This is a genomic window from Vibrio profundum, assembly GCF_050337555.1.
GTDB lineage: Bacteria > Pseudomonadota > Gammaproteobacteria > Enterobacterales > Vibrionaceae > Vibrio > Vibrio profundum.
This window is the reverse complement of the sequence record NZ_JAKJTA010000008.1, coordinates 12,703-37,180: the sequence shown is the minus strand read 5'-3', so window position 1 is coordinate 37,180 and position 24,478 is coordinate 12,703. Positions and strand designations below refer to the sequence as shown.

General features: G+C 46.5%; 21 protein-coding genes. 12 read left to right on the top strand and 9 right to left on the bottom strand.

The window, feature by feature from the left end:
• On the top strand, nucleotides 1-852 hold the full coding sequence (locus L4C34_RS08920; RefSeq protein WP_428788997.1) for a thymidylate synthase: 852 nt from the start codon (nucleotides 1-3) through the stop codon (nucleotides 850-852).
• Between the two features lie 182 nt (nucleotides 853-1,034).
• On the opposite strand, the gene rpsT is transcribed toward L4C34_RS08920, so the two are convergent.
• Nucleotides 1,035-1,295 carry a 30S ribosomal protein S20 gene (gene rpsT / locus L4C34_RS08915; protein WP_428788996.1) on the bottom strand — a complete coding sequence of 87 codons (261 nt, stop codon included), beginning with the start codon at nucleotides 1,293-1,295 and terminating at the stop codon, nucleotides 1,035-1,037.
• A 310-nt stretch (nucleotides 1,296-1,605) separates the two neighbouring features.
• On the opposite strand from rpsT, the gene murJ reads away from it, so the two are divergent.
• From murJ to ispH, 6 genes are all read left to right on the top strand, one after another.
• Nucleotides 1,606-3,168, top strand: a complete 1,563-nt coding sequence (murJ, locus tag L4C34_RS08910) for a murein biosynthesis integral membrane protein MurJ (RefSeq protein WP_428788995.1) — start codon at nucleotides 1,606-1,608, stop codon at nucleotides 3,166-3,168.
• 72 nt (nucleotides 3,169-3,240) lie between these two features.
• Nucleotides 3,241-4,176 carry a bifunctional riboflavin kinase/FAD synthetase gene (gene ribF, locus L4C34_RS08905; RefSeq protein WP_428788994.1) on the top strand — a complete coding sequence of 312 codons (936 nt, stop codon included), beginning with the start codon at nucleotides 3,241-3,243 and terminating at the stop codon, nucleotides 4,174-4,176.
• 63 nt (nucleotides 4,177-4,239) lie between these two features.
• Nucleotides 4,240-7,068 carry an isoleucine--tRNA ligase gene (gene ileS / locus L4C34_RS08900; protein WP_428788993.1) on the top strand — a complete coding sequence of 943 codons (2,829 nt, stop codon included), beginning with the start codon at nucleotides 4,240-4,242 and terminating at the stop codon, nucleotides 7,066-7,068.
• Between the two features lie 138 nt (nucleotides 7,069-7,206).
• Nucleotides 7,207-7,710, top strand: a complete 504-nt coding sequence (lspA, locus tag L4C34_RS08895) for a signal peptidase II (RefSeq protein WP_428788992.1) — start codon at nucleotides 7,207-7,209, stop codon at nucleotides 7,708-7,710.
• 117 nt (nucleotides 7,711-7,827) lie between these two features.
• The gene (gene fkpB, locus L4C34_RS08890) at nucleotides 7,828-8,259 is read left to right on the top strand and encodes an FKBP-type peptidyl-prolyl cis-trans isomerase (protein WP_428788991.1); all 432 of its coding nucleotides are present in this window, start codon (nucleotides 7,828-7,830) and stop codon (nucleotides 8,257-8,259) included.
• Between the two features lie 38 nt (nucleotides 8,260-8,297).
• Nucleotides 8,298-9,260: a 4-hydroxy-3-methylbut-2-enyl diphosphate reductase gene (gene ispH, locus L4C34_RS08885; protein ID WP_428788990.1), complete on the top strand. Its 963-nt coding sequence runs from the start codon at nucleotides 8,298-8,300 to the stop codon at nucleotides 9,258-9,260.
• Between the two features lie 151 nt (nucleotides 9,261-9,411).
• On the opposite strand, the gene L4C34_RS08880 is transcribed toward ispH, so the two are convergent.
• On the bottom strand, nucleotides 9,412-10,869 hold the full coding sequence (locus tag L4C34_RS08880) for a carbon starvation CstA family protein (protein WP_428788989.1): 1,458 nt from the start codon (nucleotides 10,867-10,869) through the stop codon (nucleotides 9,412-9,414).
• Nucleotides 10,870-11,157: 288 nt separating this feature from the next.
• Here L4C34_RS08880 and L4C34_RS08875 point away from each other — a divergent pair, with 288 nt between their 5' ends.
• Entirely contained in the window at nucleotides 11,158-11,502 is a 345-nt protein-coding gene (locus L4C34_RS08875; RefSeq protein ID WP_428788988.1) for a DUF2799 domain-containing protein, read from the top strand.
• On the opposite strand, the gene L4C34_RS08870 is transcribed toward L4C34_RS08875, so the two are convergent.
• Nucleotides 11,503-12,627, bottom strand: coding sequence for an anhydro-N-acetylmuramic acid kinase (locus L4C34_RS08870; protein ID WP_428788987.1), 1,125 nt, complete (start codon nucleotides 12,625-12,627; stop codon nucleotides 11,503-11,505).
• Nucleotides 12,628-12,788: 161 nt separating this feature from the next.
• On the opposite strand from L4C34_RS08870, the gene nagZ reads away from it, so the two are divergent.
• Both nagZ and L4C34_RS08860 read left to right on the top strand, forming a co-directional pair.
• Nucleotides 12,789-13,784 (top strand): beta-N-acetylhexosaminidase, encoded by a 996-nt coding sequence (nagZ, locus tag L4C34_RS08865; protein ID WP_428788986.1) that lies wholly within the window; start codon nucleotides 12,789-12,791, stop codon nucleotides 13,782-13,784.
• 87 nt (nucleotides 13,785-13,871) lie between these two features.
• Nucleotides 13,872-14,123, top strand: a complete 252-nt coding sequence (locus L4C34_RS08860; RefSeq protein ID WP_428788985.1) for a DUF2999 family protein — start codon at nucleotides 13,872-13,874, stop codon at nucleotides 14,121-14,123.
• A 345-nt stretch (nucleotides 14,124-14,468) separates the two neighbouring features.
• Here the strand turns inward: L4C34_RS08860 and L4C34_RS08855 are convergent, their stop codons facing one another.
• From L4C34_RS08855 to L4C34_RS08840, 4 genes are all read right to left on the bottom strand, one after another.
• Nucleotides 14,469-15,107, bottom strand: a complete 639-nt coding sequence (locus tag L4C34_RS08855; RefSeq protein ID WP_428788984.1) for a tetratricopeptide repeat protein — start codon at nucleotides 15,105-15,107, stop codon at nucleotides 14,469-14,471.
• A gap of 602 nt (nucleotides 15,108-15,709) precedes the next feature.
• Nucleotides 15,710-16,927: a hypothetical protein gene (locus L4C34_RS08850; RefSeq protein WP_428788983.1), complete on the bottom strand. Its 1,218-nt coding sequence runs from the start codon at nucleotides 16,925-16,927 to the stop codon at nucleotides 15,710-15,712.
• A gap of 317 nt (nucleotides 16,928-17,244) precedes the next feature.
• Nucleotides 17,245-17,964 (bottom strand): two-component system response regulator BtsR, encoded by a 720-nt coding sequence (gene btsR, locus L4C34_RS08845; RefSeq protein WP_428788982.1) that lies wholly within the window; start codon nucleotides 17,962-17,964, stop codon nucleotides 17,245-17,247.
• 18 nt (nucleotides 17,965-17,982) lie between these two features.
• Nucleotides 17,983-19,644: a LytS/YhcK type 5TM receptor domain-containing protein gene (locus tag L4C34_RS08840; protein ID WP_428788981.1), complete on the bottom strand. Its 1,662-nt coding sequence runs from the start codon at nucleotides 19,642-19,644 to the stop codon at nucleotides 17,983-17,985.
• Nucleotides 19,645-19,937: 293 nt separating this feature from the next.
• On the opposite strand from L4C34_RS08840, the gene L4C34_RS08835 reads away from it, so the two are divergent.
• Complete coding sequence (locus tag L4C34_RS08835) at nucleotides 19,938-21,011, top strand: 3-deoxy-7-phosphoheptulonate synthase (RefSeq protein WP_428788980.1); 1,074 nt, start codon at nucleotides 19,938-19,940, stop codon at nucleotides 21,009-21,011.
• Nucleotides 21,012-21,024: 13 nt separating this feature from the next.
• A complete protein-coding gene (gene tyrA, locus L4C34_RS08830) occupies nucleotides 21,025-22,152 on the top strand; it encodes a bifunctional chorismate mutase/prephenate dehydrogenase (protein ID WP_428788979.1) in 1,128 nt (375 codons plus the stop codon).
• A gap of 110 nt (nucleotides 22,153-22,262) precedes the next feature.
• Here the strand turns inward: tyrA and L4C34_RS08825 are convergent, their stop codons facing one another.
• Together L4C34_RS08825 and ettA are read right to left on the bottom strand one after the other, a co-directional pair.
• The gene (locus tag L4C34_RS08825; protein WP_428788978.1) at nucleotides 22,263-22,637 is read right to left on the bottom strand and encodes a PilZ domain-containing protein; all 375 of its coding nucleotides are present in this window, start codon (nucleotides 22,635-22,637) and stop codon (nucleotides 22,263-22,265) included.
• Between the two features lie 119 nt (nucleotides 22,638-22,756).
• The gene (ettA, locus tag L4C34_RS08820) at nucleotides 22,757-24,424 is read right to left on the bottom strand and encodes an energy-dependent translational throttle protein EttA (protein ID WP_428788977.1); all 1,668 of its coding nucleotides are present in this window, start codon (nucleotides 24,422-24,424) and stop codon (nucleotides 22,757-22,759) included.
• Nucleotides 24,425-24,478 lie beyond the last annotated feature (54 nt).

Below are 24,478 nucleotides of genomic sequence, written 5' to 3'. Positions count from 1 at the left end.
GTGCGACAGTATTTAGATTTGTGTCAACGTATTGTGGACACAGGAACTTGGGTTGAGAATGAACGAACAGGCAAGCGCTGCCTGACTGTTATCAATGCCGATCTAAGTTACGACGTGGCGAACAACCAATTTCCTTTGGTGACGACTCGTAAAAGCTTTTGGAAAGCGGCCGTTGCTGAGCTTCTTGGTTATATCCGTGGTTACGATAATGCGGCTGACTTTCGCCAGCTAGGAACTAAAACGTGGGACGCTAACGCCAACCTGAATCAAGCTTGGCTAGTCAATGCACACCGTAAAGGTGAAGATGACATGGGCCGAGTATATGGCGTACAAGGCCGTGCGTGGGCGAAGCCTGATGGCGGGCATGTCGATCAGCTAAGAAAAATTGTCGATGACTTAAAGAGAGGCGTTGACGATAGGGGCGAGATCCTGAATTTTTATAACCCAGGTGAGTTCGATATGGGATGCTTGCGTCCATGTATGTATAGCCATCACTTTTCATTGCTTGGTGATACTTTATACCTCAATAGTACTCAGCGCTCTTGTGATGTGCCGCTAGGCCTCAACTTTAATATGGTGCAAGTGTATGTATTTTTGGCGTTGATGGCGCAAATCACTGGGCATAAAGCCGGTGTGGCATATCATAAAATTGTCAACGCACACATATATGAAGACCAATTGGAATTAATGCGTGATGTCCAGCTTCAGCGAGAGCCTTTATTGCCAGCCAGCTTTCATATTAATCCTGAGATTAAGTCGCTGGAAGATTTGGAGACATGGGTGACGTTAGATGATTTCTCTATCGAAGGGTATGAGTGTCACGATGCAATCAAGTATCCATTCTCAGTCTAGGGACAATCTTTAATTAGAAGAGTCTTCCTACTAGGAGAGCCTTTCTACCTAGATGAAAACAGGGATGGGAAATAAAAATGGCAACGCGAACGTTGCCATTTTTTATGCCTGCGTTTCGAACGACAGGCAATAAAAAACCGGCCTAGACCGGTTTTTTTTCTTCTCGTGAATCAGAGTTCTAATTAAAGAGCTTTGATTGCAGCAGTGAAGCGAGACTTATGACGTGCAGCTTTATTCTTATGAATAAGGCCTTTAGTCGCCATGCGGTCTATTAGAGGTGTAACTGCAGCTAGTGCAGCAGTTGCAGCTTCTTTGTCGCCAGCTTCGATAGCAGCGATAGTTTTCTTCATGTAAGTGCGCATCATAGAACGACGGCTAGCATTGTGCTGGCGACGTTTCTCAGCTTGGATAGCGCGCTTCTTAGCAGATTTACTGTTTGCCAAGGGTCTAACTCCCAAAAACTTTGTTTTGTGACAATTTAAGGGCGAGGAATATCCCTCATTTGCTCTTAAATGTCAAATGATTTGTGCAAAAACCAGTCAAGACCAAACAAACTTGGTATGCCTAGGTGATCGCGGTTAAGATGGCGGGGATTCTAACAGTATTTTTATACCATTGCTAATACTTATCCGCAGTTAGAGAGAAGCATTTTCTCTAGATGCCATTCTGTATATTAACTCCTTTTAGGTATGCTCTGACATTTAATTGTTATTTATACAGATAATAAAACCTTTCACACATTCTGAGGTAACTGTGAGTAAACGCCTACTCAAGTCTGGTCTGATTGTCAGTGCCATGACTTTTATTTCTCGTATTCTTGGCTTAGTTCGCGACGTTGTTGTAGCCCACTTAATGGGGGCAGGCGCGAGCGCCGACGTGTTTTTCTTTGCCAATCGTATCCCTAATTTTATGCGCCGCTTATTTGCTGAAGGCGCGTTCTCACAAGCATTTGTTCCAGTATTGACCGAATACCATGCCCAAGGTGACATGGATAAAACCCGTCAATTGATTGCTCGGGCTGCTGGAACATTGGGAGTGATTGTTACTGTTGTGACGGTACTTGGTGTCTTGGGATCGGGTGTGGTAACCGCTGTATTTGGCGCTGGCTGGTTTATTGATTGGCTACATGGTGGCCCATCGGCACACAAGTTTGAACTTGCGAGCTTCATGCTGAAAATCACCTTCCCGTATTTGTGGTTTATTACTTTTGTCGCCTTATCTGGCGCCATTCTTAATACCATGGGGAAATTTGCGGTTTCCTCTTTTACTCCTGTTTTCCTCAATGTCATGGTGATCTTTGCCGCGGTATTTATTGCGCCGCACATGCAAGAGCCAGAAATTGGCTTGTCGATTGGTGTTTTTTTAGGGGGCTTAGTTCAATTCCTGTTCCAAATTCCTTTCTTGATTCGTGTGAAGGCACTGGTTAAGCCTGCTTGGGGCTGGAATGATCCTGGGGTGGTAAAAATACGCAAATTGATGCTACCAGCTCTCTTTGGTGTGTCGGTGAGTCAAATCAACTTATTGTTCGACACCTTTATTGCCAGTTTCTTAGCAACAGGCTCAATCAGTTGGTTGTACTATTCTGACCGCTTAATGGAGTTTCCACTTGGCTTGTTTGGCATAGCCATCGGTACCGTTATTTTGCCTGCTTTGTCGCGCAGCCATGTCGATGATAAAGGCGATGCGTTTTCGCATACCATGGATTGGGGCGTGCAGATGATAACTTTGCTTGGGGTGCCAGCAATGCTGGGTTTAATGGTGCTCGCTAAGCCAATGCTGATGGTGCTCTTTATGCACGGTGAGTTTACTGTTCACGATGTTAATCAGGCGTCGATGTCTTTGGTGGCGTTGTCGGCAGGCTTGTTGAACTTTATGATGATTAAAGTGCTTGCTCCAGGCTATTACTCTCGTCATGACACCAAAACCCCTGTGCGCTATGGCATCATCGCTATGGTGTCTAACATGGGCTTTAACGCTGTGTTTGCTTGGTTCTATGGATATGTTGGCCTTGCGATGGCCACGGCGTTGTCTGCGTTTATCAATATGGCGTTGCTGTACTATGGACTGCACAAGCAAGGCGTTTACCGTCTAAGTAAAAAAACACTAACCGGAATGGCGAAGCATGCGCTTGCCGGTGTCGCCATGTTGAGTGCGATTTTGTGGCAGCTGGATGATATGTCAGTTTGGCTAACTTGGACGGGTAGCCACCGAGCTTGGATGCTAGCCATGTTGATTGGTCTAGGGGGCTTGGTTTATACGATCAGTTTGCTGGTATTAGGGGTGCGACTAAAAGACTTAAAAGCAGCGACAGATTGATGACGATTAGGTTATAATCCGTCGATTCGACAGCATAGATAATCGATAACACAACAGTTTTAGTGGAAATCAATGGAATTTATCCGCGGCATTCATAACATCAGGCCCAAACACAAGGGGTGTGTACTGACGATTGGCAATTTTGATGGTGTGCATTTAGGTCACCGTCAGGTATTGCAGCAATTAGTGAAGAAATCTAAGCAATTAGGCTTACCTTCGGTGGTGATGACATTTGACCCACAGCCGATGGAGCTCTTTGCCAAAGGTGACGCGCCAGCAAGGCTAACTCGCTTGCGAGATAAAGCATTGCAGCTTGATAAATTGGACGTGGATCGTTTGCTGTGTGTGAATTTCAACCACAAGTTTGCCAGTATGAGCGCCGAAGCTTTTGTGCGTGACTTGTTGGTGAATCAATTGGGTGTTAAGTTTCTCGTGGTCGGCGATGACTTTTGCTTTGGTAAAGGGCGCACTGGCAACTTTGCCATGTTGCAGCAAGCTGGGCAGAAGTATGGCTTTGAAGTGGTGAACACGAAGAGTTTTTGTGTTCAACAAGAGCGAGTGAGCAGCACCGCGATCCGGGATGCCTTGGCGAGAGATGAACTGAGCAGTGCAGAAGATATGCTCGGGCGTCAATACAGCATCACAGGTCGAGTGTTCCATGGTCGCAAGTTGGGCCGGACCATCGGCTTTCCGACGGCCAATATCCCATTAAAACGCGTTGTATCTCCTGTATCAGGTGTGTATGTTGTTGAAGCCCTTGATAGTAAAGGGCAACGAATACAGGGCGTGGCCAATATTGGTCACCGTCCGACAGTCAAAGGAGAGCGCCAGCAATTAGAGGTGCACTTGTTTGACTTTTCAGCCAACTTATATGGCCAAACTTTAGAAGTGTTTTTATTGCACAAACTTCGTGATGAGAAGAAGTTTGAGTCTTTTGAAGCACTGAAACAACAAATAGAATTGGATGCTGAAGCGGCAAGGGTGTGGTTGCTTCGGTTGAAACGCTGATCAGATGATTCCACTGACCAGTATAATGTCTAACTTCGCCCAATATGACGGAATTAAGAATCGATGAGTGAGTATAAAGATACCCTGAACTTACCTGAAACAGGGTTTCCAATGCGCGGTAATCTGGCCAATCGTGAGCCAGCCATGCTTGAACATTGGTACAAAGAAGATCTATACGGTGAAATCCGTAAAGCCAAAAAAGGCAAAAAATCTTTCGTATTACATGATGGTCCTCCGTATGCCAACGGAGATATTCATATCGGCCACGCACTGAACAAGATTCTTAAAGACATTATTATTAAATCCAAAACGCTTTCTGGTTTTGATGCACCTTATATTCCTGGCTGGGATTGCCATGGCTTGCCAATCGAACTAATGGTTGAGAAAAAAGTCGGTAAACCGGGACAAAAAGTCACGCCAGCAGAATTTCGTGAGAAATGTCGTCACTACGCTGCCGGTCAGGTAGAAGGACAAAAAGAAAGCTTCAAGCGTCTTGGTATCTTCGGTGAGTGGGACAAACCATACCGCACAATGGATTTCGCTACTGAAGCGAATATTATCCGTGCGCTGGGCAAAATTGCCGATAACGGCCATTTGTTGAAAGGGTTCAAACCTGTTCACTGGTGTACAGATTGTGGTTCTGCGCTTGCAGAAGCTGAAGTGGAATACAAAGATAAAGTATCGCCATCGATCGACGTGAAGTTCAAAGCCACGGACGAAGCCGCTGTATTGGCTAAGTTTGACTTAGCTGAAGGCGTTGAAGGTCACGGTGACGTGTCGATGGTTATCTGGACCACCACAGCATGGACTCTACCAGCGAACCGCGCGTTATGTGTTCGTGATGATCTAGAGTATTCATTGATCCAAGTTGAAGGTGACCAGCCGCAGCGTTTGATTGTTGCTTCTGAGCTTGCTAAAGATGTGATGGATCGCGCTGGTATCGAGCATTACCACAACCTAGGTTTCGCGAAAGGTGCGGATCTTGAGCTGTCTCAGTTCAACCACCCGTTTTACGACTTTAGCGTACCAGTTATCTTAGGCGACCACGTAACAACGGAATCTGGTACAGGTGTCGTGCATACCGCTCCGGGCCATGGCCAAGAAGATTTCGTGGTGGGTAAAAAGTACGACCTTGAAGTGGCGAACCCTGTGGGTTCTAACGGCGTGTACTTGCCAGATACTGAGCTGTTTGCGGGTCAACACGTATTCAAAGTAACGGATGCAGTGCTAGACGTGCTAAAAGAGCACGGCGCTCTATTGCACCATCACGCGTATGAGCACAGCTACCCACATTGCTGGCGCCATAAAACGCCGATCATCTTCCGCGCAACGCCTCAGTGGTTTATCTCTATGGACCAAGCAGGTCTACGTGCTAAAGCACTAGAGTCTATCAAAGGTGTAGAGTGGATGCCTGAGTGGGGTGCAAGCCGCATTGAAGGTATGATCGAAGGTCGCCCAGAATGGTGTATCTCTCGTCAACGTACTTGGGGCGTGCCAATTGCTTTATTTGTGCACAAAGAAACTTCTGAGCTGCACCCTAATTCACTAGAGTTGATTGAGAAAGTCGCCAAACTCGTTGAAGAGAAGGGTATTCAAGCTTGGTGGGATGTCGATGCCGCTGAATTAATGGGTGGCGATGCCGACAATTACGAAAAAGTATTGGATACTTTGGACGTATGGTTTGATTCAGGTGTGACTCACTATTCTGTGGTTGATTCTCGTGAAGAATACAACGGCAATAAAACCGACTTATATCTAGAAGGTTCGGATCAACACCGTGGTTGGTTCCAGTCTTCTTTGATTTCTTCTATCGCGATGAAAGACGAAGCGCCATACAAACAAGTGCTGACTCACGGCTTCGTGGTTGACGGTCAAGGCCGTAAAATGTCGAAATCTATCGGTAACGTGGTTGCGCCAAAAGATGTCACTAACAAGCTAGGTGCTGATATCTTACGTTTGTGGGTCGCATCAACGGATTACACGGGCGAAGTTGCGGTTTCGGATGAAATCCTAAAACGCTCTGCTGACGCTTATCGTCGTATTCGTAATACGTCACGTTTCTTCCTCGCGAACTTGAACGGCTTTAATCCAGAAACCGACTGTGTTCCTGCAGATGAAATGGTGGCGCTAGATCGCTGGGCTGTTGGCCGTGCGTTAGCTGCACAGCAAGACATCATTAAAGCGTACGAACAGTACAACACGCACGCTGTTACTCAGCGCTTGATGCAGTTCTGCTCGATCGAGATGGGTTCTTTCTACCTAGACGTGATTAAAGACCGTCAGTACACCGCGAAACTTGGCGGCCACGCTCAGCGCAGCTGCCAAACCGCTCTGTACTACATCGTTGAAGCATTGGTTCGCTGGATGGCACCAATCATGTCATTTACCGCTGATGAAATCTGGAATGAAATGCCAGGTCAACGCGATACGTTCGTCTTCACAGGTGAATGGTTTGAAGGTCTATTTGGTCTGACTGAGGGTGAAGACCTGAACGATGAGTTCTGGGAAGAAATCCAAACTGTACGTGGTGCGGTGAATAAACTGCTTGAAGAAGCGCGTAAAGAAAAACTTATCGGTGGTTCTTTGCAAGCGGAAGCGACTTTGTATGCAGATGAACAACTTACACGCAAGTTGAACATGCTAGAAGACGAGCTGCGTTTTGTGTTGTTGACGTCTAAAGCGGATGTTCAATCTAGCGCAAACAAACCCGATGCCGCGCAAGCGACAGACGTAGAAGGCTTGTTTGTCGAGGTTGTTGCAACGTCTGCTGAGAAGTGTGACCGTTGCTGGCACCATACTCCAGATGTTGGCACGATTGCAGGCCATGAGAAAATCTGTGGTCGATGCGTGTCAAATGTTGAAGGCGAAGGTGAAGTACGTAAATTTGCTTAATCTTAACGCTTAAAGAAGAAAGCGCAGCTCTAATAAGGCTGCGCTTTTAACTATTCAGCGCTTTTAACTATTCAACGTTTCAGCTCTTTTAATTATTCAACGTTTATAGTATTCAGCGCTTAGACCATAGAGGTGGATATGAGTGAACAGACTCTGACTTTGAAGCAATCGGGCGTACGCTGGCTTGGACTGGCACTTTTGGTGTTTGTAGCCGACATTACGATCAAGCTCGTTGTGATGAACAGCATGGGCTATGGTTGGCCAAACCGAATCGAAGTCTTACCATTTTTTAACCTTTTGTATGTGCACAACACAGGTGCGGCGTTCAGCTTTTTGAGCAATCAACCGGGTTGGCAGAGATGGCTATTCACCGCGATTGCACTGTGTGTAACAGGCATGCTCACTACGTGGATGCGTAAGTTACCCGCCAATGAAAAATGGAACAACATTGCTTATGCCCTCATTATTGGCGGCGCTATCGGTAATGTGTTTGATCGACTCGTACATGGTTTTGTGGTCGATTATTTAGATTTCTATTGGCACCAATATCATTGGCCAGCGTTTAACTTGGCCGATTCTGCTATCTGCATCGGTGCGGTGATGATTGTCATTGATAGCTTTCGTAGTAAGCCAAAGGCTTAGTTTCTAGCCAATAAAACTTGCATGATAAAAGCGCGGTCTGTTGTTCAGGCCGCGCTTTTTGTTTACCCTGTGCAGATTATAAAAAGTGTGCAGATTATAAAAAAAGGAATTAGTCCCGTGGCAACCATTACACAAAAATCAGCTGTGACCCTACATTTTACCATCAAGATGAAAGACGGCGCGATTGCCGACAGCACCCACAATATGGGTAAGCCTGCCAAATTGGTGATGGGCGACGGTAGTTTGAGCGAAAACTTTGAAAAGCATCTATTCGGCATGGCGGAAGGGGATAGCAAAGCCATTGAATTAGCAGCGCAAGATGCGTTTGGTATGCCTAACCCAGACAATGTTCATCATATGGATCGCACCAAGTTTGTTGGTGATGCTGAAGTCGAAGTGGGCACCATTATGGCCTTTTCTGGCCCAGACGGTATGGAGATCCCCGGTGTGATCACTGAAATTGCTGGGGACTCGGTCACGGTTGATTTCAATCACCCACTGACTGGCCAAGATGTGTGTTTCGAAGTAGATATTTTGTCTGTTGACTAACTTTCTGTACAATACTCGGTGAATTGAAGAGAATCCTGATGAGCGATGAAATGAAAATCCTATTAGCGAACCCCCGCGGCTTTTGTGCTGGCGTTGATCGAGCGATCAGCATTGTTGAGCGCGCGCTGGAAATATATCAACCGCCAATTTATGTGCGTCATGAAGTGGTGCATAACCGATTTGTGGTTGAGGGGTTAAAACAACGCGGAGCGATTTTCGTCGAAGAGCTGCACGAAGTGCCAGACGACAATATCGTGATCTTTTCCGCTCATGGTGTGTCGCAAGCGGTACGTAAAGAAGCCAAAGCACGTGACTTAACCGTATTTGATGCAACATGCCCATTGGTAACCAAGGTTCATATGGAAGTCGCTAGAGCGAGCCGTAAGAATATGGAAGTTGTCCTCATTGGTCATGCTGGCCACCCTGAAGTGGAAGGCACTATGGGGCAATACGCCAGCAATGACGGTGGCATGTATTTGGTTGAACGACCGGAAGACGTGATCAAACTGAAAGATACCGTGAAAGATGCGTCCCATTTGCATTATGTTAGTCAGACGACCTTGTCGGTTGACGAAACGTCAGATGTGATTGAAGAGCTAAGAAAAGTCTTTCCAGAGATCAAAGGCCCGCGCAAAGACGACATTTGTTACGCCACACAAAACCGTCAGGATGCCGTGCGCGAAATGGCAAAAGAAGTGGACGTGATGATTGTGGTGGGGTCGAAAAACTCCTCGAACTCGACACGTCTAAAAGAGTTGGCCGAGAAGCTAGGCACCCCAGGCTATTTAACGGATTGCCCTGAAGACATTCAACCTGAATGGGTGGAAGGTAAGACCAAGATTGCGGTGACCGCAGGAGCCTCTGCGCCAGAAGCCTTGGTGAATCAAATTTTAGACCGAGTGAAAGAGCTAGGGGCGACTTCTGTTGAGGAAGTCTCTGGACGTGAAGAAAATATGTTCTTCGAAGTACCAAGAGAGCTGAAAATCACGCAAGTAGATTAGATCACTTTTAGTGCTTAGCTCGTCTTGTCTATCCTGATTTAAAGCAGGATAGACAAAGGTAATACGTAAAGTACGTTAGGCTAAGATTACATTATATTAAATAAAAGGGGCGCTCATATGAGCGCCCCTTTATCGTTTTATATGTGCTGAATTAGAAAGAGCGTAGCGCTTCTTTAATGACTTGGCGTTTTGAACGCTTAGCGACGTAGAGTCCCGCAAGAATGGCAGACGCGATGCCCACAGGTGTGGAAATATCCATCGATAGCCCAAAGCCGAGTGTTTCGTTATTCAAGATGAAGGTGGTACAGACGGCGGTCATAAATAGTGCTGGAACTGTCGTGATCCAATGCAGTTTGTCGTGACGCATCAGATAAGCCGACGCTGTCCACAGCATCATAACGGCCGTCATTTGGTTAGCAAAACCGAAGTAGCGCCAGATAATGCCGAAGTCTACTTGAGTTAAGATTCCGCCAACAACAAACAATGGCATAGCAACTAAGAGGCGCTTAGATAAGCTCTTTTGATCGATATTGAAGTACTCCGCTAAAATTAAACGGCTAGAGCGGAACGCGGTATCGCCAGAGGTAATGGGTAAGATGACCACACCGAGGAAAGCCAACACGCCACCGAATACGCCTAACAAGCCGAACGATGAGCTATACACTACGTTACCCGGGCCACCCGATTTAATCGCTTCAGACAAGCCGTCGAGTGAACCGAAGAAAGACAGTGCGATCGCACACCAAATCAGAGCAATGACACCTTCACCAATCATGGCCCCGTAAAAGATGAAGCGACCATTCTTTTCATTTTCCATACAGCGCGCCATCAAAGGCGATTGGGTTGCATGGAATCCGGAAATCGCGCCACAGGCAATGGTGATAAACAGGGCAGGCCAGAGCGGCATGTCATTTGGGTTTAGGTTCGAGAACATATCGCTGACGGTGAAATTACCCATTACAGTGTAATCACTTGAAACTGCGACAGCAGTAATCAGGCCAACAGACATGAAAATCAGCAGCGCGCCGAATATTGGGTAAAAGCGGCCGATGACCTTATCAACGGGAACAATAGTCGCGATGATGTAGTAAGCAAAAATGACCCCGATCATCGCGGTCATGCTGATGTTCATACTGGTTTGTTCGTTAATAAGCTTAGTGATCATCCCAGCTGGCGCTGAAACAAATACCACGCCGACGAGCAGTAACAACACAATGGCAAAGAGATTCATAAAATGTTTGGCGCCATTGCCTAAGTATTTTCCCGTAATGCTTGGCACAGACGCGCCATCGTTGCGCACTGACAACATACCTGAGAAGTAATCGTGTACCGCACCGGCGAAGATGCAGCCAATCACAATCCACAGCATTGCCGCAGGGCCATATAAAGCGCCCATTATTGGGCCGAAAATAGGCCCCACGCCTGCGATATTAAGCAGTTGTACCAAGTACACTTTGGGTGTGGACATTTTGACATAATCGACGCCGTCTGCTTTGGTGTGAGCGGGAGTCTTACGATTTTCATTAATACCAAATACCTTTTCGATAAAGGTCCCGTAGATAAAATACCCGCCAATTAAGGCAGCGACACAAGTCAAAAACCACAACATACTGATTGTCCTTCGTTCAGATCTAAAAAGTCGAGGCTAATAGTAGCGAGTGGGGAGAGAAATACATGTGATTTTCCAATGAGTGGCACTATTCGCCTGCGAGCGGCAAATAGCCAGATTAAGTGGCGGCCTGAATGGAGATGATTCTTCACTATGACTTTTCTCTTATAGCCACTACAATCTAATTAACCATTTGATCTGTAAGATAACTTGCACCTATTAGTTCGGGCAATAGGCGAATGTGATCTAGATTCCACATCTGCTTATACATAAAGGATAATAATGATAATGAAGCGATTTATCGTCTTAGCAGCGCCTCTGCTTCTTGTAGGCTGTTCGACTTTTTCTTCTTCCGCCCCACAAGATTGGCATCAAGTGGGGTATCAAGATGGGGCGCGTGGAGTCGTGGCGCGTTCCTATGCGCAATTAGGGAACATCAGCGCAACGCAACAATCAGAATACGATGATGGATACAACGAAGGGGTCAGAGATTATTGCCACCCCAATTTTGCCTATCAAATTGGTATCTCGGGGCAGCAATATCAAGGGGTCTGCGATGGCATGAAGCAAGGGCAGAAATTTCGCCTTGAGTGGCAACGTGGTTACGATGTGTATCAGAACTCAGCGATGTAATTAAATTCGTTCCGTGTGGGGAGCAAGGTAGAGGCAGCCGAGAGAGGTGTACCCCCTTGCTCCTGTTACTTCAGGTAAATTACTAGGCAGGTTGTGCACTCGTCTTTGGGCGAGCCAAGCAAAAGCCATCGCTTCCATATTATCGCCGTCCACGCCTTGGGCATTGGTGGTTTGCACACGCCAATCTGGCAACAATTCCATTAATCTTTGCATCAGCAGCGGGTTATGCGCGCCGCCCCCACACACAAGTAGCTCCGGAGCGTGGCCATGAACGTAGAGGGCGACTTCATTGCAGATAGAAACGGCGCTGAGTTCAAGTAGGGTTCGCTGGACATCTTCTGGGCGGTAGGGTTCCGATCTGAGACAAGCATTCAGCCAATCGAGATTAAATCGCTCGCGGCCAGTGCTTTTTGGAGTAGGCGAGGAAAAATACGTATCACTAAGCATGCGTGTCAGTAGAGGTTTGAGAACGACGCCTTGCTGGGCAAACTGCGCACCTTTATCGTAGCTTTCTTGTCGGTGTTTTTGGCACCAAGCATCCATTAACATGTTGCCCGGCCCTGTGTCGTAGCCAATGACTTTTTCGTTGGGCCTTAGCACCGAAATATTGGCAATGCCACCAATATTGAGCACAACCACTGTTGAGTCGGTTGGACGGAAGATCGTGCGATGAAAAGCGGGGACGAGTGGCGCGCCTTGCCCGCCAAGCGCCATATCGAGGCGACGAAAATCTGCCACCGTATCAATGCCCGTTTTTTGCGCGATAATGTTGGCGTCGCCCAGCTGTAGGGTAAACGGATTCTCGCCGCTAGGCTGGTGGAAGACGGTTTGGCCGTGATTCCCAATGGCGCGCACTTGTTCGGGTTTGATATTGTGCTGCTCTAAAAGTTGTAATATTGCATTGGCAAACAGGTGGCCAAGTTGGTGGTCGAGCTCGCCAATGGCAGGCAGTGATGTCGTTTTTCCAAGGCAAACATCGAGAACCGTTTGCTTTAAATCGATAGGAAAAGGGAAGTCTCTGTGAGCGAGCAAACGCACTCGCTCATCTTCTATTTCGACCAAGGCACAGTCAACACCATCTAAACTGGTGCCAGACATCACGCCGATATACCATTCCTTGTTCATTTTTTGCCTCGCCTTTAGGATTCCCTCGCCACTATTCCAATACAGAGATTGAATGGCAAGTGCGATTCCCTTATCTTTACAAAAATAAAGTGAGATCAAGCAGATTGCTCTATGCAGGCGTAGGATGAAGCGCTTGGTAGAGATAAGGCGAAAGGAAACTGATGGGACCATTGTGGCTCGACCTAGACGGCTATGAACTAACGGCAGAAGAAAAAGAGATTTTGCAGCACCCAACGATTGGGGGCGTAATACTATTTAGCCGCAACTACCACGATAGTGAGCAGTTACTTGCTCTGAATGCTTCGATTCGCCAAGCAGCGAAGCGGCCGATCATTATTGGCACCGATCAAGAAGGTGGCCGAGTGCAGCGTTTTCGTGAGGGCTTTTCTACCATACCCGCCGCGCAAGCCTATCAATCTCATTCAGAGAGCGAGCGTCTTGCCCATCAAGGTGGCTGGCTGATGGCGGCTGAGCTTATTGCCCATGATATCGATTTGAGCTTCGCGCCTGTACTCGACAAAGGCCACGACAGCAAAGCCATTGGCACCCGCGCGTTTGGTGAAGATGTGGATAGTATTGTGCGCCACAGCCGAGCTTACATGCAAGGAATGAAGTCCGTAGGTATGGCGACTACGGGCAAGCATTTCCCCGGTCACGGCGGGGTACTGGAAGACTCGCACCATGACATCCCTTACGATAAGCGTGATGATATCTTGGCTCAAGATATGGCCATATTTAAAGCGCACATCGAGCAAGGTTTACTGGATGCCATGATGCCTGCCCATATTATCTACCCTCACTATGACGATCAGCCAGCCAGTGGCTCTGCCTATTGGCTCAAGACGGTACTTCGTCAGCAGTTGAACTTCCAAGGCATTGTGTTTTCTGATGATTTATCGATGGAAGGTGCGGCCATTATGGGCGGGCCAGCGGAGCGTGCTAAGCAAGCATTGGATGCTGGCTGCGATATGCTTTTGGTGTGTAACAATCGAGACTCGCTGGTGCAAGTCTTAGATGACATGCCAATTATGGCAGCGAAAGAAGCGCATCGTTTGCTTAAAAAGCAATCCTTTAGTTTATCTGAGCTGAGACTATCGCAAGAGTGGAAGCAAGCGAGCGAAGCGATGCGCAGAGTGTGCGGCGAGAGCGGAAGATAAGCTTAAAGACATGTGGCTATACAACCCAACCACACCAAGTGTTAAACTAACCTTCTATTTAATTTGTAGCAGCTTAAAGGTAACGCGATGAACCCGATCTTAGCGACATTGAAAGAGAACAATATTAGTGATGCACAGATCAGCGAGCTATTCCAAGCGCTGACGAGTAATCCTCTTGCCGCAATGGCAACCATCACTCAATTAGGCTTACCACAAGAAAAACTCCAGCAGTTGATGGGGCAGGTAATGCAAAATCCAGCCCTAATCAAAGAAGCCGTTGAGGAACTAGGACTCGACTTTTCTAAAGTGGAATCCGCGAAAGAACAGCTTAAGAAGTAAGCATTTCTGAGTTCTGAGTTCTGAGTTGGTTTGTGCCGTTGTCATCGTTCTTTGCCTGCGGTATGGCTAGCTCAGTTATGCCCCTTTCCGCTTAGTATCATTACTCATACCATTCCTTGGTATCAATATTTGACCAAATTTTCCTAATGATTCGGTCGAATTTCCTACGCGCTATATCTGGAGATTCGATCCGGTTGATTATAATCGGACTTGAAGGCACCGTGCTCTTGGGTAGTTAAGCCCAGTTAACTTTTGAAAAGCAAAATGTCGCTTAATGAAGTGTCCAGTCTCGCTGGAGCAGAACATATTGCTTAATGCATTTGTTTCTGTCGGTGAAAAGTTAGATTATAATTTTTTGGCCAGCTTTTTTACTTTTGCTAAGTTAGAAGGAGAAAGGCTTTTCTTTGTTGTGTTAAACAAGGTTTGCGCCTCTTTATGACCATCATTAGCTGCAGCTAAAATCCATGCATTACCTGAGATTATATCTTGTTTACCACCTCGTCCGGTCATCAAAAAAACACCAAGTGCATATTTAGATTCCAGATGACCTTTTTGCGCTGCCATTCTGTAGTATTTCCGGCTTGCTGCCATATCTTTACTAATACCACGTCCGTTGGCTAAGGCTTCTGCTTTTTGATATAAGGCCGCGCTATGGCCTTGACTTGCTGCCTTATCAAACCACTCATAGGCTGATTTTTCGTTACGTTTAACACCCCGACCAGAGGCATAGGCAACACCCATCATGAATTGAGCATCGACCTGTCCCTGTTGTGCTGCCTTTAAAAACCAGTCAGTTGCTGTTGCATAATTTTGTGTCACACCAAAACCGTTAGTGTAGTCTAGGCCTAATTTATACTGCGCCTGTGCATCACCTTGCTTCGCCATTTCGATATTGTGTGAAACACTTTTGGGTAAGGTAGTGCATCCACTTAGCATTGATAAGATGATGATTAAAATCTGAGGGATCCCCACGAATTTCATCATAGCTCCTCATATCGAATGGTCAGTTCCGAAAGTTGGTTAAGCGCATAAATAATCAGAGGTTCATCGGGGCAATATCGAGTGTCATCAATGACTTCACGACCAACATAAATGTAAGATAATACACGTTTTCTCTTTTCTGTATTGGCCTGAAAAAACCTGACTTGAGTCAGTTGAGCGCTGCAAAACCGACGCACCACAAGACAAGATGTATCAGAGAAGCGATTAATAACAAGTTGTCATATCGCTCTGCACTTCTAGAATTTGCGTCCTCTAACACTAACCCTAGTTTACTGTTTTTGGTAGGGCCTCAATTCAGCGAAAGTAAATACCGCGTTTAGCCTAGCTGCATGGATCTCAGGATAATCAGAAGCCATATCATTTTTTAGTGCTTGGGAAGCCTTCATCGTAATAACTCAATTTTTATCAATAAGGTGATCACAAGTGAAAGCTAAGGTCGATAATCAATAAGTCTAGAATTAGAAATTCGTGGGGATTCGTCAGGATTCAAATACAGAGAAATCATGGTTATGCGCCCTAGACTTAAACTAACCGTACACAGCAGTTAATAAATAGGCTGTGTACGGTTTGGTTAGTGGAGGTTGCTATTCGATACCTAATAGTTCTTGGGTCGCGGCAACCACTTCATCGGTAATTTCCTTATTAGCTGCTGAAGCTAGAGTATCTGCTTCTAACTGAGCTGAATTATCAAGTTCTTCCTGTGTGGTAGCCTGTTCTTCCTCGGCAGATGCCAGATCAGTTTCTAACGTATCAACTTCAGATTCAGCCTGTGCCAGTTCCTGAGCAGCAGCGTCAGCTTCTGCTTGTGCGGTATCTGCTGCAACCTGAGCGTCAGCTAATTCATTAGCCGCAGTATTAGCTGCCGTGGCTGCTGTGTCTGCATCAGATTGAGCGGTGTCAGCATTGGCCTGCGCAGTATCTGCATCAGTTTGAGCGGTGTCAGCACTAGCTTGTGCAGCGCCTGCATCATCTTGAGCAGCATCTGCATCGGCTTGAGCTTGAGCGGCTGCATCAGCGAGATCTGTATTTGTTGGATCAGCGTCAGCAGCAGCCTGTGCAGCATCTGCATCAACTTGAGCGGTGTCAGCAGCAGCCTGTGCTGTATCTGCATCAACTTGAGCGGTGTCTGCAGTAGCCTGTGTTGTATCTGCATCAACTTGAGCGGTGTCTGCAGTAGCCTGTGTTGTATCTGCCAATGCTTGGGCAGCACTGGCTGCTTCCTGCGCATCATCCTGGGCTTCTGAAGCCGCGACGCTATCTGCATTCAATTGCTCGCTAAGTGCTGTTAATGTTGGAATATCATAACTGGCAATCTGGTCCTCTAACCCTTGAATGGTCTCGGAAATTTCATTTAATAGTTCAGTTAATTGGCTTGTTGCCTGAACTGCGTCCCGGTATTGTGCTAGAGTTCCAACAACAGATTTAGCAGAAGCATGAGCTAGTCCGTTTTCGGATGCGTGTGCTGCATTCAAACGTCCTAAAGCACTTGATAAAGAACCTTTGTTGTTACCTAATCCATTGCCATTGCCATTGCCATTGCCATTGCCATTGCCATTGCCATTGCCATTGCCATTGCCATTGTTGGCGCTAGAGCTAGCACTAGCGTTTTGGCCACTATTTCCTTTATTCTTGTCACTACTGTTTCCGCGGCCTTTACCATTGTTACTGTTATCATTTTTTGCAAATGCAGTGTTGTATTTGAATGTACCGTCATCAAAGTCAAACGTAGCTGGGGCTAAAGCCAACAGACCAACACAGGCGCATCCAAGTAAAGTCTTTTTAACTAACAGTGACAGTTTCATTACATATCCCCCAAAACACCGAACAGTTTTAGCCATAAAACTGTTATTGATCATCTTATCATTATAGCTTAAGAATTCACCGGCTAAGACGTTTACAAAAGAATTGACAGGCTATGCCAGAAATGAGAATCCCGGTGGAGAAAAACCAGAAAGTGCACTGTTTGTTAAATTTATGGTTTATGCTAAAAAATGTGAAATAGGTGATTGTTTTCCATGCAAATAGTTATCCGTAGTTTTCTAAATTAAGCAGAAACTCTAACTTGGTTTTGTCCAAAATCACGTTGTTCGCGCTATCTCACCTTCTATATACGGGATTATCACCCAATCCCTAGCAATGCCTTAAGAGTCTTTAAATAGCGGCGACTGACAGGCACAACATGTTCACTTTGGGTAACAATTTCCGCCAGTCCATTTTCCAACAGTTTAATTTCTTTGATGGATTTGGTGTTCACCAAATACTGGCGGTGGCAGCGGGTGAGTGAGGTGCGCTCTTCTAGCACTTTGAGGGTGAGTTGGCTGGTGCTGGTTTGCTCGTGGGTTTGAATTTGCACCCCACCTATGTCGCTATAAGCGCATTCCACTTCTTTGGTGGGGACAATCACAATCCGGTTTAGCCCAGTGCAGGGGATTTGCTCTAACGTCTCTGCGGTGATGGCAGACAGATCTTGCGGATAGTTTTGCTCAAGCTTAAGTAACTTCTGCACGGTTTTTTCTAAGCGAGTGGCATCAATTGGTTTCAGGAGGTAATCAGAGGCATTGCCTTCAAAAGCTTGGATGGCGTAATCGTCGTAAGCGGTGACAAAGACGATATGTGGCATGGTGTCTGGATCGAGCATGGAAAGCAGTTCAATCCCAGTGACCTGCGGCATTTGAATGTCGAGGAACACTACTCTGGGCTTTAGCTGATTGATTTTTTGCAGCCCTTCAATCGCATTGCTGGCCGTATCTAGCACAGTGATGTGGCCAGTTTCGGTTAGCAGCTCCGTTAACTCTTCGCGAGCGAACATCTCATCATCAATCACTAAGGCCGTCAGCATTATTTGTGTTGCCCCTTGTTATGGAATGAGGAAACTCATTCTGGTGTATTGGCCTGCTTTTACATCGATTTGTAGTGACGATTGCTCGCCATACATACTCGTGAGACGCTTACCGACAATGCTCATGCCCAATCCTGAATGCTCCTCGGAAGGGCAAGTGTAGCGCCCTGCATTATCTTCCACCACTATCCGCTCGCCCTTAGCTGAGGGTTGGCTGAAAATTCGCACTACGCCGGCTTCGATTTGTTGGGAAGTACCGTGTTTGATGGCGTTTTCCACTAATGGTTGCAAGGTAAAGCTTGGGAGCTTTTTGCCAAGTAGCGCGTCATCAATTTCGATCGCTACTTCGAGTCGGTCGCTGAATCTGGCTTTTTCTATGGTTAAGTAAGACTGCACGTGGGCAAGCTCTTCTTTGAGGGTCACGGTTTCTATGTCTTGCTTTAGGTTACTGCGGAAAAAATGCGATAGGTGCTGAATCAACTCACGTGCCTTGCTTGGGTCTTTGCGAACAATGGCACTGATGGTGTTGAGCGCATTAAATAAAAAATGTGGGTTAACCTGAGCATGCAGCAGTTTTATTTCCACTTGAGAAAGCAGCAGCCGTTTTTGCTGATAAGCACCAGATAAAATCTGACTAGACAACAATTGGCCAATACCTTCCGCCATCGACATGTTGATGGTTGAGAATAACTTTCTTTTAGGTTCATACAATTTGATGGTGCCCACCACATGATCACCAGAGTGCAGCGGAATAATGATGGCGGAATCCAGCTTGCAGGTGGGCGAAATGGAGCATTGATAATGATTGTGCTCGCCATCTAAACAAATGACTTGGTTGTGTTGAATGGCATCGCGGGTGAGTTTGGAAGAGATCAGATTGCCCGGTGTATGGTGATCATCGCCCATGCCGACAAAGGCGAGGATTTTTTTCGTATCGGTGATTGATACGGCGGCTACTTTGGTTTCTTCAAGCACAATCCGGGCAATTTTTTCGGCATTGGTTTGGTTGAAGCCGGAAGCAAGGATCCCAACGGAACGCTCAGCAATATGTAACGCACGACGGGAAAACGTGGTGGAATACTTTTCGAAGATGGTTTTTTTATCTTGCAGGATACTCATAAACAGCGCAGCACCGGTTGAGTTGGCAATGATCATGGGAGCGGCGATTGTGGCCACGAGTTCAAGAGCTTGTGAGTAAGGTTTTGCAATCAATAAAATGATGCTCATTTGGATCAGCTCAGCGACAAAGGTAATGCTAAACACGCTAATGGGATGAAACAGCTGAGCTTTTTTCCCTTTGCTAATCAGGTAGGAATGGAATAGCCCACCGGTTACACCCTCTGCGGTGGTGGAAATGGCGCAGGCCAAATCAGTGAAGCCTCCTAATGAATAGCGATGGATTCCTCCAGTGAGGCCGACAAAAAAGCCCACGATTGGCCCGCCAAACACGCCCCCCATTACCGCGCCAATTGCACGTGTGTTGGCGATGGCGCCATCAATCCCTAAGCCAAAGTAAGTGCCCATAATGCAGAATGACGAAAACAATACATAGACGCTCAGTTTATGGGTCAGCTGATTGGATATACTTAACAAAGGCAAAAACAGTGGCGTCTTGCTCAGCATATAGGCGAGAACAAGATAAACCGACATTTGTTGCAATAGCGATAGGATCAATTCCATGGATGATGTTGATGGCAAACCGTGTTTTAAGTGTATACGCAGTTTCTACAACCGACTGTATGCGGTAGGTAGACGGAGTCGATTGCTGGTGTTACTGAGGTTTTTAGGCCGTCTATTATGGTAGCACAAGGCATCAATATGGCATCATTTAAGAATGCCTGTGTAAATTTTAATTTACATTAAATGTTTTTTATAATTTACACTTGAAAAGTAACCCAAGCTTGTTATTGTAGCTCTGGTCTATTTTCATATATTTATAAAATTCTGTGTAACTAATTTTTTACGGTGTGGTCATGCAAAGAAGTGAATTGAGCAATATTAATATTAGTGATGAGCAAGTTCTAATTACTCCAGAAGAGCTTAAGAAGAAAATCCCACTTAGCGAGAGTGCACGTCAGTTCATTCAGCACTCTCGTGAGACCATCGCGAATATTGTCCATAAAAAAGATCACCGCCTACTTGTCGTCTGCGGTCCATGCTCTATTCACGATGTCGAAGCGGCCAAAGAGTATGCTTTGCGCCTGAAAAAACTTTCTGAGCAACTGAGCGATCAGCTGTACATTGTTATGCGAGTGTACTTTGAAAAACCACGTACTACCGTTGGCTGGAAAGGATTAATCAATGACCCACAGCTTGATGGTACGTTTGATATTGAGCACGGTTTGCATGTCGGGCGTCAATTGCTGGTTGATCTGGCGGAGATGGAAATTCCTTTAGCGACGGAAGCGCTTGACCCGATTAGTCCGCAGTACTTAGCCGATACCTTTAGCTGGGCGGCAATTGGCGCACGCACCACAGAATCACAAACTCACCGAGAAATGGCCAGCGGCTTGTCTATGCCGATCGGATTTAAAAATGGCACTGACGGTAGCCTATCGACTGCGATTAATGCGATGCAAGCGGCTGCCTCTGGACACCGTTTTATGGGCATTAACCGAGAAGGGCAGGTGGCACTGTTAACGACTCAAGGCAACCAAAATGGCCATGTTATTTTACGTGGTGGTAAGCAGACCAACTACGATTCAGTGTCAGTCACTGAGTGCGAGCAAGAGATGGAGAGCAATGGAATGGATGCATCGCTGATGGTGGATTGCAGTCACGCGAATTCACGCAAAGATTACCGACGCCAGCCTTTGGTGTGTGAAGATGTGATCCATCAGATTCGAGAAGGGAACCAATCCATCATAGGGGTCATGATTGAAAGCCATATCCACGCGGGTAATCAATCGTCAGATGTTCCCGTTGAGCAACTAAAATATGGTATCTCCATCACGGATGCGTGCATCGACTGGGAGACAACCGAAACATTGTTACATCATGCCCATAAAGAATTGGTACCCTTTTTAGAAAATCGCGTTAAAGGTTAGGAAGGAAAGTCAGATGGCGGTGGAATTGAACGAGTTACGCGGCAAGATTGATAGCGTAGATAAACAAATATTAGCGTTGCTTGCACAGCGTCTAGAGCTCGTCGAGCAGGTCGGTGAAGTTAAAAGTGAACATGGTTTGCCAATTTATGCCCCCGACAGAGAAGCGGCAATGCTCAAGTCTCGTCGTGTCGAAGCAGAAAAAATGGGCGTTCCGCCACAGCTCATTGAAGATATTTTACGTCGAACCATGCGTGAGTCGTACGCCAGCGAAAATGACTCAGGCTTCAAATGCTTGAATCCTGAACTTCGCTCTGTGGTGATCATCGGTGGTCGAGGAAAACTCGGCAGTCTGTTTGCGCGTATGTTTACTCTATCTGGCTACAAAGTAGAAATTATAGGCAGTGACGACTGGGCTAAGGCCGATGAACTGCTAAGCACTGCTGGTTTGGTGGTTGTGACCGTACCAATTCATTTAACCGACGAAGTAATTCAACGTCTCAATGCCTTGCCATCTGACTGCGTGTTGTGTGATTTGACCTCGGTAAAAGCGGCGCCACTTTCTGCTATGTTATCGGCGCACTCTGGTCCAGTCGTTGGGTTGCATCCGATGTTTGGCCCAGACGTGGCGAGCTTTGCCAAGCAAGTGATTGTGCACAGTGACGGCAGAGGAAAAGAACAGTACCAATGGCTGTTGGATCAATTAGCTATTTGGGGAGCCTCTTTATGCGAAATGGACGCAAATGCACACGATGAAGGGATGAGCTTGATTCAAGCGCTGCGCCACTTCACCACTTTCGCTTACGGCCTACATCTTAGCCAAGAGAATCCCAATTTAGACAGTTTGCTGCAATTGAGCTCGCCGATCTACCGATTGGAATTGGCTATGGTTGGCCGTTTGTTTGCTCAAGACCCTGACTTATATGGTGATATCATTTTTTCTTCTGAGCAGAATGTTTCCATGATTCGACGTTTTCATCAGCGGTTAGGTGAAGCAGTCGATTTGCTTGAACATAATGGCAAGCAAGCTTTTGTCGAGCAATTTGGGCAAGTGAGTGAATGGTTTGGCGACTATTCTCAGCAATTCATGCAGGAAAGCCAAAACTTGCTCAAGCAAGCGAACGATTCGATTCAGCGAGCATAAAGACAAAAGCATGACGGTGTAAGTTATCGTCATGCTTTGTTTTCTACCCAGGCTATCCCGACCTGATTAGCCACATAAGGTTATCAAAATCTAGGCTTATCAATATCCGTTTATACGTGTTCCCCGAGATCGGACAAATGCTCCAATTCACGGTGTAAAAGTTCGTCGCTGCCGACATTGAGTTCTATCAGGCGCCTAAGGTGACCGATACTTTCGATGTCGATATGGTCGATACTCGCTCGCACAATTTTGTCGTGAATCCCGACTAAATCTGCGACTAACGTAATGATGATGTCGCTATCGGGTAAAGCAAATTCGATATCTGCCAATTGATTTTGGCGTAAAGGCATTGGTGTGCTGTCGACGCAGAGCAATAAACCATGCAGAGACAAGTCTCGAATATTGGCCTGAACCATTTCTTTTCCTTGGCGTATATTGGCGGGCGCTTGGTACAATACGCGAGAAAATTGGCGTCTTTCTTCCATAACTTTCCGGATTCCTTGAGCGCACCCCATGAGGTTTGTTACATGGCTAGAGCCTAATGGTGCGGCTGATGTTAAAAAGGCCGCATTAAGCGGCCTTATCTAAGTATCCAGTGTCGAGCTTATTTTGCAATACGCTTGTACTTGATACGGTGAGGCTCAGCGGCTTGAGCACCTAACGTCTGCTTTAACCACTCGCTATATTCAGTATAGTTGCCTTCATAGAAGTTCACCTGACCTTCATCACGATAGTCTAGGATATGCGTTGCGATGCGGTCTAGGAACCAACGGTCATGCGAGATAACCATTGCGCAGCCCGGGAACTCAAGCAGAGCTTCTTCAAGAGCACGCAAGGTTTCAACGTCGAGATCGTTGGTAGGCTCATCGAGTAGCAGCATATTGCCGCCTGCTTTAAGCAGCTTCGCTAAGTGGACACGGTTACGTTCACCACCAGAAAGCTCGCCAATGATTTTTTTCTGATCCGAGCCTTTGAAGTTGAAGCGTGAGCAGTATGCACGCGCTTGGATCTCAAAGTTGTTGATCTTGATAATGTCAGCACCTTCAGAGATTTCTTGGAAGACGGTTTTCTTGTCATCCATACTGTCGCGGAACTGTTCAACAGACGCTAGTTTAACTGTATCGCCAAGCTCAATCGTGCCTGAATCTGGCTGTTCTGTGCCACTAAGCATCTTGAATAGCGTCGATTTACCCGCTCCGTTCGCACCCACGATGCCGACGATAGCGCCTTTAGGAATACTGAAAGACAAATCATCAATTAACACGCGATCGCCAAATGACTTGGTCAAGTTGTTCACTTCTAGAACCTTGTCACCCAAACGCTCACCCGGTGGGATAAACAGTTCATTGGTTTCGTTACGTTTTTGATGATCGCTGGTGTTCAGCTCTTCAAAACGTGCCATACGCGCTTTTGATTTAGCTTGACGGCCTTTCGGGTTCTGTCTTACCCACTCTAGCTCTTTCTCGATGGTTTTCTGGCGAGCTTTTTCTTGCGATGCTTCTTGCTTTAAACGGGCGTCTTTTTGCTCAAGCCATGAGGTGTAGTTACCTTCCCATGGAATGCCTTCACCGCGATCGAGTTCAAGTATCCAGCCAGCTGCATTATCAAGGAAATAACGGTCGTGGGTAATTGCAACCACAGTGCCGTTGTAATCAACAAGGAAGCGCTCTAGCCACCCGACAGACTCTGCGTCCAAGTGGTTGGTCGGTTCATCGAGCAGTAGCATATCTGGCTTTTCAAGCAGTAGGCGGCAGATCGCAACACGGCGTCGTTCACCACCAGAAAGATGTTCGATTTTTGTGTCCCACTCAGGCAGGCGAAGCGCGTTAGCAGCACGCTCAAGCGCGTTTTCTAGGTTGTGGCCATCTTTCGCTTGAATCAAAGCTTCTAGCTCACCTTGCTCTTTAGCAAGGGCATCAAAATCCGCATCAGGTTCAGCGTAGGCAGCGTAAACAGCATCGATGCGTTTTAGAGCATTAACCACATCGGAAACGGCTTCTTCGACCACTTCACGGACGGTTTGGGACTCATCCAGTTTTGGTTCCTGAGGTAGGTAGCCAACATTCAGGCCTGGTTGTGGACGTGCTTCACCATCAATATCTGTATCTATGCCAGCCATGATCTTGAGTAGGGTTGATTTACCCGCACCATTTAGTCCCAAGACACCAATTTTGGCCCCCGGGAAAAAGCTCAAGGAGATGTCTTTGAGGATTTGACGCTTTGGTGGGACAATTTTGCTCACCCGCGACATAGTATAAACATATTCAGCCATGGCCGATCGTTCCTAATTCTTAATCAATATAAGGGCACTATTTTATACTAATCT

Bases quoted from the DNA above. Each gene is read 5' to 3' on its own strand.
- L4C34_RS08880 (WP_428788989.1), bottom strand. From the start codon at position 10,869: ATGTTGTGGTTTTTGACTTGTGTCGCTGCCTTAATTGGCGGGTATTTT.
- ileS (WP_428788993.1), top strand. From the start codon at position 4,240: ATGAGTGAGTATAAAGATACCCTGAACTTACCTGAAACAGGGTTTCCA.
- L4C34_RS08860 (WP_428788985.1), top strand. From the start codon at position 13,872: ATGAACCCGATCTTAGCGACATTGAAAGAGAACAATATTAGTGATGCA.
- nagZ (WP_428788986.1), top strand. From the start codon at position 12,789: ATGGGACCATTGTGGCTCGACCTAGACGGCTATGAACTAACGGCAGAA.
- btsR (WP_428788982.1), bottom strand. From the start codon at position 17,964: ATGCTGACGGCCTTAGTGATTGATGATGAGATGTTCGCTCGCGAAGAG.
- ribF (WP_428788994.1), top strand. From the start codon at position 3,241: ATGGAATTTATCCGCGGCATTCATAACATCAGGCCCAAACACAAGGGG.
- L4C34_RS08835 (WP_428788980.1), top strand. From the start codon at position 19,938: ATGCAAAGAAGTGAATTGAGCAATATTAATATTAGTGATGAGCAAGTT.
- L4C34_RS08855 (WP_428788984.1), bottom strand. From the start codon at position 15,107: ATGATGAAATTCGTGGGGATCCCTCAGATTTTAATCATCATCTTATCA.
- L4C34_RS08870 (WP_428788987.1), bottom strand. From the start codon at position 12,627: ATGAACAAGGAATGGTATATCGGCGTGATGTCTGGCACCAGTTTAGAT.
- ispH (WP_428788990.1), top strand. From the start codon at position 8,298: ATGAGCGATGAAATGAAAATCCTATTAGCGAACCCCCGCGGCTTTTGT.
- L4C34_RS08850 (WP_428788983.1), bottom strand. From the start codon at position 16,927: ATGAAACTGTCACTGTTAGTTAAAAAGACTTTACTTGGATGCGCCTGT.
- lspA (WP_428788992.1), top strand. From the start codon at position 7,207: ATGAGTGAACAGACTCTGACTTTGAAGCAATCGGGCGTACGCTGGCTT.
- tyrA (WP_428788979.1), top strand. From the start codon at position 21,025: ATGGCGGTGGAATTGAACGAGTTACGCGGCAAGATTGATAGCGTAGAT.
- L4C34_RS08840 (WP_428788981.1), bottom strand. From the start codon at position 19,644: ATGGAATTGATCCTATCGCTATTGCAACAAATGTCGGTTTATCTTGTT.
- L4C34_RS08825 (WP_428788978.1), bottom strand. From the start codon at position 22,637: ATGGAAGAAAGACGCCAATTTTCTCGCGTATTGTACCAAGCGCCCGCC.
- L4C34_RS08875 (WP_428788988.1), top strand. From the start codon at position 11,158: ATGAAGCGATTTATCGTCTTAGCAGCGCCTCTGCTTCTTGTAGGCTGT.
- ettA (WP_428788977.1), bottom strand. From the start codon at position 24,424: ATGGCTGAATATGTTTATACTATGTCGCGGGTGAGCAAAATTGTCCCA.